The sequence below is a fragment of the Paenibacillus chitinolyticus genome (genome assembly GCF_045038035.1).
Taxonomy (GTDB): domain Bacteria; phylum Bacillota; class Bacilli; order Paenibacillales; family NBRC-103111; genus Paenibacillus_F; species Paenibacillus_F chitinolyticus_A.
The window spans coordinates 2134048-2147846 of record NZ_CP173427.1 but is presented as its reverse complement, the minus strand read 5'-3'; the positions used below and the strand labels follow the sequence as shown (position 1 = coordinate 2147846).

Here is a 13799-nt window from a genome sequence, read left to right as displayed (position 1 = left end):
ATCACCTCTCTACTGTTTCCATGACGAAGGCTTCGATGATGTCCCCTTCTTTAATATCATTGTATTTTTCCAGGGAAATACCGCACTCGTAGCCTTGCGCCACTTCTTTGGCGTCGTCTTTGAAGCGTTTCAGCGCGTCCACTTTGCCTTCGTAGACTACGATGTTGCTGCGAAGCAGACGAACTTCCGCGTTACGCGCGATTTTGCCGGAGGTAACCATACAACCCGCAATGGTGCCCACGCCCGTAATTTTGAAGGTGTTGCGGACTTCCGCATGCCCGATAATGTTTTCTTTGAAAATCGGATCGAGCATACCCTTCATGGCTTGTTCAATTTCTTCAATCACATTGTAGATGATCCGGTGCAGACGAATGTCTACTTTCTCCTGATCCGCCGTTACTTGAGCGGCAGGCTCCGGACGAACGTTGAAGCCGATAATAATGGCATTGGAAGCCGATGCCAGAATGATGTCGGACTCGGTGATGGCGCCTACGCCCGTGTGAATCATCTTCACGCGTACGCCTTCCACTTCGATTTTCTCGAGGGAACCGCGCAGCGCTTCGAGAGAGCCTTGAACGTCCGCTTTGATAATGACGTTCAGGTCTTTAATTTCACCGTCTTTGATGTGCTTATACAGATCATCCAGCGTAACGCGGGAATTCGCCGTAAGCTCGGACTGGCGGAGCGTGATAGCACGCTTATCGGCAATATCGCGCGCTTTGCGCTCGTCTTCGAAGGCAAGCAGCGGATCTCCCGCTTGCGGAACCTCCGTGAGGCCGGTGATTTCAACCGGAGTCGAAGGACCCGCTTCTTTAAGACGTTTGCCTTTATCATTTACCATTGCGCGGACACGGCCGAAACATACGCCTGCAACAAAACTGTCGCCGACTTTGAGCGTACCGTGCTGCACGAGAATGCGGGCTACAGGACCGCGTCCTTTATCCAGCTCCGCTTCGATTACCGTACCTCTGGCGCGCTTATCCGGATTTGCTTTATATTCCTGAACCTCAGCCACGAGAAGAATCATTTCGAGCAGGTTTTCCAGGCCGATCCGCTGTTTAGCCGAAACTTCGCAGAAGATCGTGTCACCGCCCCATTCTTCCGGTACGAGTTCATACTCGGTAAGAGCTTGTTTGATTTTTTCCACATTGGCTTCCGGCTTATCGATTTTGTTGACCGCCACGATAATCGGCACGCCTGCCGCTTTCGCATGGGCAATCGCCTCGACGGTTTGCGGCATAACGCCGTCATCCGCCGCTACGACGATAATCGTGATGTCGGTCACCTGAGCGCCGCGCGCACGCATAGTCGTGAAGGCTTCATGGCCAGGGGTATCGAGGAACGTAATTTTCTTGCCGTTCGCTTCAACCTGGTAAGCCCCGATATGCTGGGTAATGCCGCCCGCTTCGCCTTCCGTCACGCTTGTATGACGGATTGCGTCAAGAAGGGTTGTTTTACCGTGGTCAACGTGACCCATAATAGTAACGACCGGAGGACGTTCTTTCAGATCCGCCGCATCGTCGACTTCTTCTTCCAGCTCGAAACGGTCGTCTTCGATACGGATTTTCAGATCCACTTCGACGTTATACTCCCCGGCTACGAGCTGAATCGTATCGAGATCGAGTTCCTGGTTGATGGTAGCCATCACGCCGAGGAACAGGAGCTTCTTGATGACTTCGGAAACGTCCTTGTGGAGAAGTTTCGCAAGTTCACCGACCGTCATTGCGCCGCGCACAATAATTTTCTTCGGTGTGTTGTCGATCTTTTCTTTCTTAACCATCGGCTCTTGACCGCGTCCGCGCCCGTTATTGCGCCCGCCGCGGTTGTTGCCGCCACGGTTGCCTGCGCCGCCGCGTCCGCCGCGTCCGTCGTCGTAACGGCTGGACTTGCTGCGGTCGTCGCGGTTACCCTGTCTGTTGTCGCCCGTACGCTGGCCGCTGCGGCCTGCATCCGTACCCGCAGCCGGACGTCCGTCCGTTCTGCGAGGCGCTTGGCCCGGTCTTGCGCCGGCACCGGCCGATCCGCCACGGTTCTGGCCGCCTTGACCGCCGCCGCCCTGAGGACGCTGGCCGCCGCCGCTGCCGCCTTGAGGTCCGCGGTTGAAACCGCCGCCCTGGCCGCCTTGCGGACGTGCTCCGCCGCCGCCTTGACCGCCGCTCCGTGGAGCGCCGCCTTGTCCCTGCGGACGCTGACCGCCCTGCGGACGGCCTTGACCGCCGCCGCTCTGCGGGCCGCGGTTGTATCCGCCCTGGCCGCCTTGCGGACGTGCTCCGCCGCCTTGGCCGCCGCTGCGCGGTGCGCCTTGGCCTTGCGGACGGTCGCCGCGCGGCGCGCCCGTTCTTCCGTCACCGCTCGGACGCGGTGCACGGTTATCCTGGGAGCCTTGCGGACGTGCTTCCGCAGCCGGACGCTCCTCTTTCTTCGCTTGCTCGGACCCCGCTTGTTGCACAGGCTGCTTAGCGCTTACCTCTGCTTTAGGGTTGGACTGTTTGTCTTGTTTGGGTTGATTTGAATTTGGACTCACGTTACCTCCATCTGATCCTGCCCGTTTGGCAGCCGCATTCGCTTTAATGTCACGGAAAAACTTTTCTACGCTGCTGACTGCATTGTTTTCCATAACGCTCATGTGGTTGTTCACGGGGATATTCAAACGCTTCAGGATCGTTATAATTTCCTTGCTGCTCATATTCAAAGATTTGGCATATTCATAAACCCGAAGTTTATCCTTAGGATCTTGTTTATTTGTCAAACCCATTCACCTCCGGAGGTTATACCCGATACTTTTTCAGCATCCTGGCGAAGCCGTCGTCAACGACGGCAATCGTGACTCGAGCTTCCTTCCCTATGCTGGAACCGAGTTCCTCACGGTTGCCCAGGACCAGCAAAGGTACGTCGTATGAACGGCATTTGTCCTGAAACTTCTTGCTTGTATTGTCAGCCGCATCTTCCGCCATAATGACCAGCTTCGCATCACCGGAGCGGATAGCCTTCAGCACGCTCTCTTCTCCGGTGACAAGCTTGCCGGCTCTCATGGCGAGACCTAAGTTTGAAAAATAATTTTTATTCGTCATCGTCCATCCCATCTTTGCCCGCATGGAATTCTTCTTCCACCTGGATAAAATCCTGTTCAAGCTGATCGTAAATGGGAGCGCCCACCGGTTGCTTCAACGCACGGTCCAGCGCTTTGGATTTTTTGGCAAGCCTGAAGCAAGCCACCTTGCCGCACAAATAAGCGCCTCTGCCCGATTTTTTGCCTTTCAGATCAATTTGGATCTCCCCTTCGGGGGTACGAACGACCCGAATCAATTCTTTCTTCGGCATCATTTCCTGGCAGGCCACACATTTGCGCAAAGGTATTTTCCGCTGTTTCACGTCATCCTCACCTCGCCCCGCCGGCGTCAGTCAAAGCTGACGGAATCTTGATGCATTTCCTCGATCTGCGATCTCGGACGGCCGTATTCCTGCTCCGCCTGCGCCTCACTCTTGATGTCGATTTTCCAGCCGGTAAGCTTGGCGGCCAAACGCGCGTTCTGACCCTTGATCCCGATTGCCAGCGAAAGCTGATAATCCGGAACGATGACGCGGGCCATCTTCTCGTTCTCGAACACGTTGACTTCCAATACCTTCGAAGGGCTGAGCGCGTTAGCGACGTACTCTTCCACGCTCTCCATCCAGCGCACGATGTCGATCTTCTCGCCGCGGAGTTCGCCGACGATCGTCTGGACACGCAGTCCTTTGGGACCTACGCAGGAACCGACAGGGTCCACTTCGGTATTGCGGGAGTGCACGGCGATCTTGGAACGGAATCCGGCTTCCCTGGCAACGGACTTGATTTCTACGACGCCTTCGTATATCTCTGGAACTTCCAGCTCGAAAAGGCGCTTGAGAAGCCCCGGATGTGTACGGGACAAAATGATCTGAGGACCTTTTGTCGTGTTTTCCACTTTGGTAATATACGCTTTAACACGCTCGCCCTGCTTGAATTTCTCGTTGGGCATGACCTCGGTGAGAGGAAGAACCGCTTCCACCTTGCCAAGATCGATATAATAGTGGCGCTGATCTTGGCGCTGTACGATACCCGTAACGATATCTTCTTCTTTCTCGATAAAAGCATTGTAAATAAGTCCACGCTCGGCTTCGCGGATACGCTGCGTCACAACCTGCTTGGCGGTCTGAGCCGCAATGCGTCCGAAGTCTCGCGGTGTAACCTCAATCTCTACAATATCGTCCATCGTATAATTCTGGTTGATTTCCCGCGCAGCATGCAGCGTGATTTCCAGCCTCGGGTCCAGCACATCCTCCACGACGGTTTTGCGTGCGTAGACGCGGATGGTGCCGGTTTGCCGATTAATATCCACGCGCACGTTCTGCGCTGTGTTAAAGTTGCGTTTATAGCTGGAAATCATCGCGGCTTCAATCGCATCAATCAGCAGATCCTTGGAAATGCCTTTCTCTCTTTCGATTTCAGCCAACGCTTCGATAAAATCCATGTTCATTTGAACCGAGTTCCCCCTTTCAATGGTTCGCAGACGCGGTTAACCGCGTCAGAATACGATGGCAAGCCTCGCGCTGGCCACTTTGCTGTATGGAATGGCGCTGCGTTTCTTCGGGGTTTGCACAACAAGCTCCTCGTCGTCAAACGATAGAAGCTCACCTTCGAATTCCTTGCTATTGTCAATTGGCTCGTATGTAGTCACAAATACATGTTTGCCAACAGCCTTCTTAATGTCTTCCGGTTTTTTTAGCGGCCTCTCGGCACCCGGTGAAGAGACTTCCAGGAAATAAGCCGTCGGAATCGGATCGTTCTCATCAAGTTTCGAGCTTAAGAATTCGCTGATGCGGCCGCAATCGTCGATATCGATGCCGCCTTCTTTGTCTACGAATACACGGAGAAACCAGTTGCTTCCTTCCTTGACGTATTCGATGTCGACAAGCTCAAAGCCTTGCTCGTTGAAATAATCCAGCAGCATATCTTCCACGACGGATTTAATTGGTGAATTCATATGTTTTCTCTCTACCCTCCTGTATGACCTTCCCGGTGAACCTGCCAAAAAGTCTTAGCAAAATGTAAAGAGTGGGTTTCCCCACTCTCCGGTTCACAGTCGATATCCTCATTATTGCCAAGAAAAATTATACCATAACCGTCTAAAGGTTGACAATAGTAAGAAAAAGTTACTCACCTTGTCACCCCTACGCTTCGGGCCCGCTAAAACAAGGACAGCTGATTGGATTCCGGCAGTCCCCGGAAGCAGCCCATGCCGTTCAACAGTTCGACGACCGTCTTCGAAGCCTTCGAACGGTTTTGGAAATCTTCGATCGAAAGAAAGTCCCCGCTTTCCTTGGAAGCGGCAATGTTGCGGGCCGCATTCTCCCCGATTCCCGGTACGGCCGAGAACGGCGGAATAAGCGAATCCCCGTCAATAATAAACTTCGTGGCGTCGGAGCGGTATAAGTCGATAGGCTTGAAGCTGAACCCGCGTGCGGTCATTTCCAGCGCCATCTCGAGAATGGAAATCATCGCTTTTTCCTTCGGAAGAGCCTGGAACCCTTTATCCTCGATTTCGATCAGCTTTTTCATGATCGCATCGTAGCCCTGGCAGAGCAGCTCCAGATCAAAGTCCTCCGCACGGACCGTAAAGTAGGTCGCATAGTACGCGATCGGGTGGTAAACCTTGAAGTAAGCCGTACGCACCGCGGAAATAACGTAAGCGGCAGCGTGTGCTTTCGGGAACATATATTCGATCCGCTCGCAGGATTCAATGTACCAGGCAGGCACATTGTGCTTCTTCATGTCTTCCTTCCACTCATCGGTAAGGCCCTTCCCTTTACGTACGCTCTCCGTGATTTTGAAGGCCAGGCCCGCATCCATGCCGGCTTTATAAATAAGATAGAGCATAATATCGTCCCGGCAGCCGATTACGGTCTTAATGTTGCAAATGCCTTTCTTGATCAGTTCCTGCGCGTTGCCCAGCCATACGCCGGTTCCATGTGAAAGACCGGAAATTTGCAGCAGATCGGCAAAGCTGCTCGGATGAGTTTCCTGAAGCATCTGGCGGACAAACTTCGTTCCCATCTCGGGAACTCCATAGGTGGCCACAGGCGTCCGGATTTTTTCCGGCGGAACTCCGAGCGCATCCGTCGAATGGAAAATGCTCATAACTTTAGGGTCGTTCATCGGAATCGTCGTCGGATCAATGCCGGTCAAATCCTGAAGCATACGCATCATGGTCGGATCGTCGTGCCCCAGTATATCGAGCTTGAGCAGGTTGGCGTCAAACGCGTGATAGTCGAAATGCGTCGTTTTCCACTCGGAATTCTTATCGTCGGCCGGAAATTGAACGGGAGTGATATCGTCCACTTCCATATAATCCGGCACGACGACAATACCGCCGGGATGCTGTCCGGTGCTTCGCTTAACGCCGGTACAGCCGGAGGCCAGCCTTACAATCTCGGCGTTCCGCCATTTTTTGCCCTGGCTTTCCTCATACTTTTTGACATAACCGTAGGCTGTCTTATCCGCAATGGTACCGATGGTGCCTGCGCGGAACACGCTTTTTTCGCCGAAAAGAACCTTGGTGTAGTTATGAGCGACAGGCTGGTATTCCCCGGAAAAGTTCAAGTCGATATCGGGAACCTTGTCCCCTTTAAATCCGAGGAACGTTTCGAACGGAATGTCCTGGCCCTCGCCTTTAAGCTTGTCGCCGCAGGTCGGGCAGGTCTTATCCGGCAGGTCGAACCCGCTCGGAATACTGCCGTCCGTAAACCATTCGCTGAATTTGCATGAGCGGCAAATATAATGCGGCGGAAGAGGATTAACTTCCGAAATGCCCAGGAATGTGGCGACAACGGAGGAGCCGACCGATCCCCGGGAACCGACGAGATAGCCGTCTTCGTTCGATTTTTTAACGAGCCGTTCCGAAATGAGATAGTTGGCCGAGAATCCGTATTTGATGATCGGCACCAGTTCTTTTTCAAGCCGCTGCACGACGATTTCAGGAACTTCATCCCCGTAAATCTGACGGGCCGTTTCATAGCATTTGTTGCGGATTTCGTCGTCCGCTCCTTCGATGATCGGCGTGAACAGCTTGGTCGGAAACAGCTCGATTTCTTCAAAGCGGTCGGCCAGATCGTTTGTATTGCGCACCACGACTTCGTGGGCCTTTTCCTGACCGAGGAAACGGAATTCTTCCAGCATCTCGCGCGTCGTGCGGAAATGAGCGTCCGGCTTCTTCATGTCTTTGAGGGGACTAAAGCCGGTGATGCCATTGATCGTAATATCGCGCGCGATTTTATCACGGGGCTCCAGGTAATGGACGTTCCCCGTCGCAATAACGGGTTTGCCCTGTTTGGCACCGATGGCGACAATCCGCTTCACGGCGTCTTCCAGATCCGCGCGGCTGCCGACCAGCCCTTTATCCACCAGATGCATGTTGTAGCTGACGGGCTGGATTTCCAGCACATCGTAAAACTCGGCAACCTGCTCGGCCTCTTCCTGCGATTTGTTCAGAACTGTCTCGAAAAACTCGCCTTTCTCGCAGCCCGAAGCAATAAGCAGCCCTTCCCTAAGCTCGATGAGCCTGCTTTTCGGAATCGTCGCCACTTTGTTGAAGTATTCCGTATGGGAAATGGAAATCAGTTTGAACAGATTTTTCTTTCCGACCGCATTCGTCGCATAAATGCAGCAGTGGAACGGACGCTGGTTGGACAAGTCTTTCCCGACAAAATCATTCATACGTCCAAGATTCGTGATATTCCGGTCGTAGGCCTCGTTAATCAAATGCTGAAGAACATGTCCCAGCGCAATCGTATCGTCAATCGCCCTGTGATGGTTTTCCAGACTTACTTTAAATTTGTCCGACAAGGTGTTCAGCCTGTGGTTTTTCATGGAAGGGAAAAGCAGCCTGGCCATTTCCAGCGTATCGAGAACCGCATTCGTCATCTGCGGGTGGCCCAGCCTTTTCAAGTTGGCTTGGATAAAGCCGATATCAAACCGCGCGTTGTGAGCGACAAGGACGGAATCGCCGATAAAATCGATAAACTTGGGAAGCTCGTCCGCGAGCTCCGGCGCGTCTTTTACCATCTCGTCGGTGATATTGGTGAGCTGCTGGATGTGATAAGGAATTTTTTCATGCGGCTGGATAAATGTAGAATAGCGGTCGATTTCTTTGCCTTCCTGTACCTTCACGCCGGCGATCTCGATAATTTTATTGTTCAGAACGGACAGTCCCGTAGTCTCGATATCAAAAACGACGTAAGTGGCCTGCTTCAAATCCGCATCAATCGGGTTTAAGACGATCGGAACGGAATCGTTCACCACATTCGCTTCAACGCCGTAAATCACCTTGATGCCGTTTTTCTTGCCCGCCTTGTTCGCATCCGGGTAGCTTTGCACCCCGCTGTGATCCGTGATGGCGATCGCTTTGTGGCCCCATTTTGCAGCCGTCTTGATGTACTGGTCCACCGGAGTGATTCCGTCCATCGTACTCATCGTCGTATGAAGATGGAATTCGACGCGTTTCTCTTCGGCGTCATCCGTTCTTCCCTTGGGCGGCAGTACTTCGTTGATATCCGACGGGATCATGACAAGCTCGGGCACCATCATGAAACGATCGTATTCCACGCGTCCGCGTGCACGTATCCAGCAGCCGTTGGAGAGCAGATTGAGAATGCGCACGTCTTCCTTCGTCTTCCCGAACGATTTCAGCATAATGGAATCGGTGTAGTCGGTGACGTTAAACGAATAAAGGGTGCTGCCGTTCCGCAGTTCTTTCACTTCCAGATTGAAGACGGCCCCTTGAATGGTGACCTTCTTCTCCTCTTCCACAATATCCTGAATCGGCACGGGCGCATCTTTGATATCGTAGCCGATCATCAGCCGGACATCCGCATCCGGGATTGCCGAAGCCTGCAGCTCCTGTTCGATGGACTGCATAATCTCCTGTGTAACAAGCTTCTCCTCTTCGACGATCTGCTGGGCAAACCGTTCGAATTCCTCGGTGCTTTTCTCGCTGAGCGCATACTTCACGGTAAACTCGGTTTTAAAATAATCCTGGAAGAAGGATTTCACCCAATTATCCATGTTCTTTTTCTTCGCGAGTTCGAAACCGATCTGATCCAGCAAAATCAAAGTAAGCTGATTTCCCTGCACTTCGGTTTTGGCTTTGCTCAGCCACCCGTTTACCGTAACGGCTTCGCGCTGGACCCACTCCAGAAAAAGGCTCCAATATTCTTCCACGAGCCTGCCCGGCTCGGCATTCTCCATGTGTATGACAAATCGCGTCTTGGCGATATGAGCGAACTTTTCTTGAACGTTCCGGCAGAAAGACCGGTATACGTCCTGCGGAACCAACTCCTGCTTTACAAGGTGGAAGGTCCACTCCCGGTTTTTCCGACTGATTTCTACTTTGTCGATATACCCGTCCGCAAAATGAACCGTTGACATCTCGTGCGGTATGTCCGCCTGCTTCATCAGAAGCTCGAACCGCTGCCTTTTATCCGGTGTCTGACTCATGTCTTCCCTCCCCCAAGCTTCCGGTTTGCTCCGATGGCCACCTTACTCTCGCCCGGCCGGAAAAAGAAAAGGACAAAGAGAGAAAGTAATCTCGTTTGCCCTTCATTGTAATCGTGCTTAATAAGATTTACCGAAAACGACGGTGTGCTTAGCTTTATCTCCGCAAACCAGACAGGTTTCTTTCGATTCCCGCGGCGAAAACGGAATGTTACGGCTCGTTGCTCCCGCCTCTTCTTTGACCTGGGCTTCACAAGCTTCCGAACCGCACCAGCCTGCAAGCGCAAACCCGCGGTTCGTTTCCAAGTATTGTTTGAACTCATCCAGCGTGTCTACCGCGATCAAATGCTCTTCGAGGTGCTGCTTCGCACGGTTGAACATCTCCTGGTGTATCTCTTCCAAAAGCTGCTGAACTTCCTGAACGAAGTTGACCTGCTGGACGATTTTCTTCTCTCCGGTAATCCGGGAAACGAGAACGATCTGACCGTTCTCCATATCGCGCGGTCCCAGCTCGACACGGATAGGAACGCCGCGCATTTCGTACTCGTTGAATTTCCAGCCCGGGCTCAGATCCGCACGGTCGTCCACTCTTACCCGGACTCCCGCCTGCTTCAATTCGTTAAACAGCTCGTCCGTGCGGGCCACGACCTGCTCCCTCGTTTTAGGAGGACCAATCGGGATCATGATCACTTGTGTAGGTGCTACTTTAGGCGGGAGTGCCAGTCCGCGGTCGTCCCCGTGGGCCATGATCGTCGCGCCGATAAGACGTGTGCTTACTCCCCAGGAGGTGGTGTGCACGAACTGGTGCTGATTTTCCCGGTTCAAATATTTGATATCGAAAGCTACCGCAAAGTTGGTGCCGAGGTAATGCGAGGTACCCGCTTGTACCGCTTTGCCGTCTTTCATCATGGCTTCGATCGAGAAGGTATCCACCGCTCCGGCAAACTTCTCGGAAGGTGTTTTCTGGCCGATAATGACCGGCATGGCAAGGAAATTCTCGGCGAAGTCTCTGTAAATCTCCAGCATCTGCATCGTTTCGCGGCGAGCATCTTCCTCGTCTTCGTGAGCGGTATGCCCTTCCTGCCATAAAAACTCCGTCGTACGAAGGAACGGCAGGGTACGTTTCTCCCAGCGGACGACGTTCGCCCACTGATTGATAAGGAGCGGCAGATCACGGTAAGAATTGATCCATTCCGCGTACATATGGCCGATCATCGTCTCGGAAGTCGGACGGATGGCCAGACGCTCTTCGAGCTTCTCTCCTCCCGCTTCGGTCACCCAGGGAAGTTCCGGATTGAAGCCTTCCACGTGCTCCTTCTCTTTCTGGAAAAAGCTCTCCGGGATGAAAAGCGGAAAGTAGGCGTTGCGGTGACCGGTTTCCTTGAACCGCTTGTCCAGCTCACGCTGGATGTTTTCCCAAATCTCGTAGCCGTCCGGCTTGAAGACCATGCACCCGCGAACCGGGGAATAGCTCATAAGGTCGGCTTTTTTGATGACATCAATGTACCACTGGGAGAAATCTTCACCCTGCGGCGTGATTTCCCGGACAAATTGTTTATCTTTGGACATACGGATCCTCCTACGGAAGTCCGTCCGGCGGGGCAAACGCAAGGTTCGCCCGCGCAGGCGGACAGGCATCGTTTCACCTAACGGTTACATCTATCTATCATAATACAGATTAGCTTTTAATTAAACGTAAAATATCGTTGTAGGTCACGGCGACCATCAATAGCATGAGCATGGCAAACCCGATAAAGTGAACCATGCTTTCTCGGTTGGGATCGACCGGCTTGCCGCGAACCGCTTCGATGGCGAGGAATACGAGCCTGCTTCCGTCCAGCGCGGGAAACGGTAGCAGATTAAAGAGCCCTAAATACAGGCTGAGCAGCGCGACCCAGTAAATGTACGATTCGCTGCCGTGGCTGGCGAATTCGCCGGTTACCTGCACGATGCGCACCGGACCGCCCAGGTCGTCCATTTTGAACTGCCCCAGCACAAGTTTCTTGAACCCATCGAGAATACCTACCGTCGAGGTCGAAACGTAGTTGTAGGTGCCCTTCAACGTTTCACCGAAGGAAGCCGAGCGCTTGTCTCCCGTGATATAAACCCCGACCTTGCCGTTCTCATCCGGAGTGATTTCGATTTTCTTCTCTACGCCGTTCCGCTGGATCACCCAGTTCATTTTCTGGTTGGGGGAGGAACCGACCACTTTCATAAACTTTTCGCGGTTGTCCCCGATCGTTTCCTGGTTCACCGAAACGATGACGTCTCCGGCCATAAGTCCCGCTTTCTCGGACGGACGGCCCGGCTCCAGTTTGTCGACTTTTACGTTCGTCGGAACTCCCTGCATAATAACGAGGGTTAGAAACAGCACCGCGGCCAGCAAAAAGTTCATAACCGGCCCCATCAGGATAGACAGGAAACGCTGCCCCACCGTCTTGCTGCCAAACTGCCTGTCAAGCGGCGCAATCTGTGTCTCCACACCGCGGGTAACCATGAGGGCATCCGGCTGAACAGGGTAACGGACCTGCTCGTCTCCCACTTCAAGCTTTACAAAAAGGTCTTTTTCCAGATCGATCTGCTGCACGGCACCTTGAATGACATTCGCCCGCTGGTCAAGCTGGTCCAAATAAAGCTTAGTGACCTGATTGTCCTTGTTTAGCTTTACGGCTATCGTCTGTCCGTCCTGGATTTGTACGATTTCCGGATCCTCGCCCGCCATGCGGACATAGCCGCCGAACGGGAGCAGTCTCAACGTGTAACGAGTTTCGCCCTTTTTATATGAAAACAATTTTGGTCCGAACCCGATAGCGAATTCACGCACCAAAATTCCGGCCCGTTTCGCAAAATAAAAATGTCCCCACTCGTGAATCGTAACGAGGACGAAGAACATAAGGACGATTTTCAGTCCTGTCTCAATGCTTCCCAACCCGCATCTGCCTCCTCCGGCGCTTTCTCTCTGAAAGCCGTCTCGTTTATGCTTACGTATGTTCCTAATGTACCATTATTGAGCGGACTAATACAAGCAATCGCCTATGTCAGTATACGCAGGAACATGGAGCTCATAGACTAAAAAACCGGCCGTCCGGAAAATTTCCAGAGCGGTCGGTTTATCCTTCATCAAGGCTCAGCCGAGCAGAGACGCGGTTTCACGCGCCCACCGGTCGGCTTCCAAAATATCGCCGATCTGCGGACTGCTCATGACCGAGTGTCTTTGCAGGCATTCTTCTATGATGGTTTCAATGCGGAGAAAAGGAATCTCTCCCTGCAAAAACTTTGCAACGGCTTGTTCGTTAGCCGCGTTGAACACGGTTGGCGCCGTGCCTCCGGTCCGGCCGCTTTCGTAAGCCATCCGGAGGCAGGGGAACCGTTCGAAATCCATGGGCCGGAAATTCAGTGTAGCGATTTCCGCCAAATCCAGGGATTTCGCAGGTGAAAGCAGCCGATTCGGGTAGGACAGCGCATATTGGATCGGCACGCGCATGTCCGGGTTTCCGAGCTGGGCTATGATGCTGCTATCCTTGAACTCAACGTAAGAGTGGATAATGCTTTCCGGATGCAAAAGCACGCCGATTTGATCGTAGGGCAGGTCAAAAAGCCAATGGGCTTCCATGACTTCGAGCCCTTTGTTGACCATCGTGGCCGAGTCGATCGTAATCTTAGCACCCATGGACCAGTTCGGATGGTTCAACGCCTGCTCGACCGTAACGCCTTCCAGCTCCCCCCGGGTACGATCCCGGAAAGAACCGCCGGAAGCCGTGATCGTAATTTTCCTGACCTCTTCCCGGCGTTCGCCGTTCAGACACTGGAAAATCGCGGAATGTTCGCTGTCGATGGGCAGCAGCCGCACTCCTTTGCGTCTCGCGGCTTCCGTGACCAGATGCCCCGCGCTCACAAGCGGCTCTTTATTCGCAAGGCCGATCGTTTTGCCCGCTTCAATCGCGGCGATCGTCGGTTCCAGACCCTGGTTGCCGACTACGGCCGTTACGACAAAATCCGCATCGGTTCCGGCTGCCGTCTCCAGGAGACCCTCTTCACCGAACAGAATACGCGTACCTGCGGGTATTAAAGCGGACAGGCGATCCGCCAGTTCCCGGGTAGCCACGGAAGCCAGCTTCGGCTTAAATCGGCGGATTTGCTCGGCCAGAAGCTCCACGTTCCGTCCGCCGGCAAGAGCCTCTACGGTAAATTGATCCGGATGATGGGCAATGACATCAAGCGTTTGCGTACCGATCGATCCGGTGGAGCCAAGTATCGCTATTCGTTTATTCATATTCTCCCCCGTTGGATG

At 53.3% G+C, this 13799-nt stretch carries 9 protein-coding genes; all 9 read right to left on the bottom strand.

Translation table 11 applies throughout. The features are described 5' to 3' along the window. Nucleotide 1 precedes the first annotated feature (1 nt). Nucleotides 2-2755, bottom strand: coding sequence for a translation initiation factor IF-2 (gene infB / locus ACI48J_RS09875; RefSeq protein WP_405082615.1), 2754 nt, complete (start codon nucleotides 2753-2755; stop codon nucleotides 2-4). Between the two features lie 13 nt (nucleotides 2756-2768). Next, on the bottom strand, nucleotides 2769-3095 hold the full coding sequence (locus ACI48J_RS09870; RefSeq protein ID WP_016423451.1) for a YlxQ family RNA-binding protein: 327 nt from the start codon (nucleotides 3093-3095) through the stop codon (nucleotides 2769-2771). Further along, complete coding sequence (gene rnpM / locus ACI48J_RS09865) at nucleotides 3061-3372, bottom strand: RNase P modulator RnpM (RefSeq protein ID WP_042233058.1); 312 nt, start codon at nucleotides 3370-3372, stop codon at nucleotides 3061-3063. The genes ACI48J_RS09870 and rnpM overlap by 35 nt, the downstream gene beginning before the upstream one ends. Nucleotides 3373-3398: 26 nt before the next feature. Beyond that, nucleotides 3399-4496, bottom strand: coding sequence for a transcription termination factor NusA (nusA, locus tag ACI48J_RS09860; RefSeq protein ID WP_009672008.1), 1098 nt, complete (start codon nucleotides 4494-4496; stop codon nucleotides 3399-3401). Between the two features lie 48 nt (nucleotides 4497-4544). Continuing rightward, nucleotides 4545-5003: a ribosome maturation factor RimP gene (rimP, locus tag ACI48J_RS09855; protein ID WP_009672012.1), complete on the bottom strand. Its 459-nt coding sequence runs from the start codon at nucleotides 5001-5003 to the stop codon at nucleotides 4545-4547. 203 nt (nucleotides 5004-5206) lie between these two features. Continuing rightward, on the bottom strand, nucleotides 5207-9511 hold the full coding sequence (locus tag ACI48J_RS09850; RefSeq protein ID WP_405082614.1) for a PolC-type DNA polymerase III: 4305 nt from the start codon (nucleotides 9509-9511) through the stop codon (nucleotides 5207-5209). 117 nt (nucleotides 9512-9628) lie between these two features. Beyond that, nucleotides 9629-11077: a proline--tRNA ligase gene (proS, locus tag ACI48J_RS09845; RefSeq protein ID WP_405082613.1), complete on the bottom strand. Its 1449-nt coding sequence runs from the start codon at nucleotides 11075-11077 to the stop codon at nucleotides 9629-9631. 109 nt (nucleotides 11078-11186) lie between these two features. Further along, nucleotides 11187-12437: an RIP metalloprotease RseP gene (gene rseP / locus ACI48J_RS09840; protein ID WP_326055853.1), complete on the bottom strand. Its 1251-nt coding sequence runs from the start codon at nucleotides 12435-12437 to the stop codon at nucleotides 11187-11189. Nucleotides 12438-12635: 198 nt separating this feature from the next. Beyond that, nucleotides 12636-13781 carry a 1-deoxy-D-xylulose-5-phosphate reductoisomerase gene (locus ACI48J_RS09835; protein ID WP_405082612.1) on the bottom strand — a complete coding sequence of 382 codons (1146 nt, stop codon included), beginning with the start codon at nucleotides 13779-13781 and terminating at the stop codon, nucleotides 12636-12638. Nucleotides 13782-13799 lie beyond the last annotated feature (18 nt).

Excerpts from the sequence above, each read along its gene's own strand:
- ACI48J_RS09870 (WP_016423451.1), bottom strand. The coding sequence starts at position 3,095 with ATGCGGGCAAAGATGGGATGGACGATGACGAATAAAAATTATTTTTCA.
- infB (WP_405082615.1), bottom strand. The coding sequence starts at position 2,755 with ATGGGTTTGACAAATAAACAAGATCCTAAGGATAAACTTCGGGTTTAT.
- ACI48J_RS09850 (WP_405082614.1), bottom strand. The coding sequence starts at position 9,511 with ATGAGTCAGACACCGGATAAAAGGCAGCGGTTCGAGCTTCTGATGAAG.
- proS (WP_405082613.1), bottom strand. The coding sequence starts at position 11,077 with ATGTCCAAAGATAAACAATTTGTCCGGGAAATCACGCCGCAGGGTGAA.
- ACI48J_RS09835 (WP_405082612.1), bottom strand. The coding sequence starts at position 13,781 with ATGAATAAACGAATAGCGATACTTGGCTCCACCGGATCGATCGGTACG.
- nusA (WP_009672008.1), bottom strand. The coding sequence starts at position 4,496 with ATGAACATGGATTTTATCGAAGCGTTGGCTGAAATCGAAAGAGAGAAA.
- rimP (WP_009672012.1), bottom strand. The coding sequence starts at position 5,003 with ATGAATTCACCAATTAAATCCGTCGTGGAAGATATGCTGCTGGATTAT.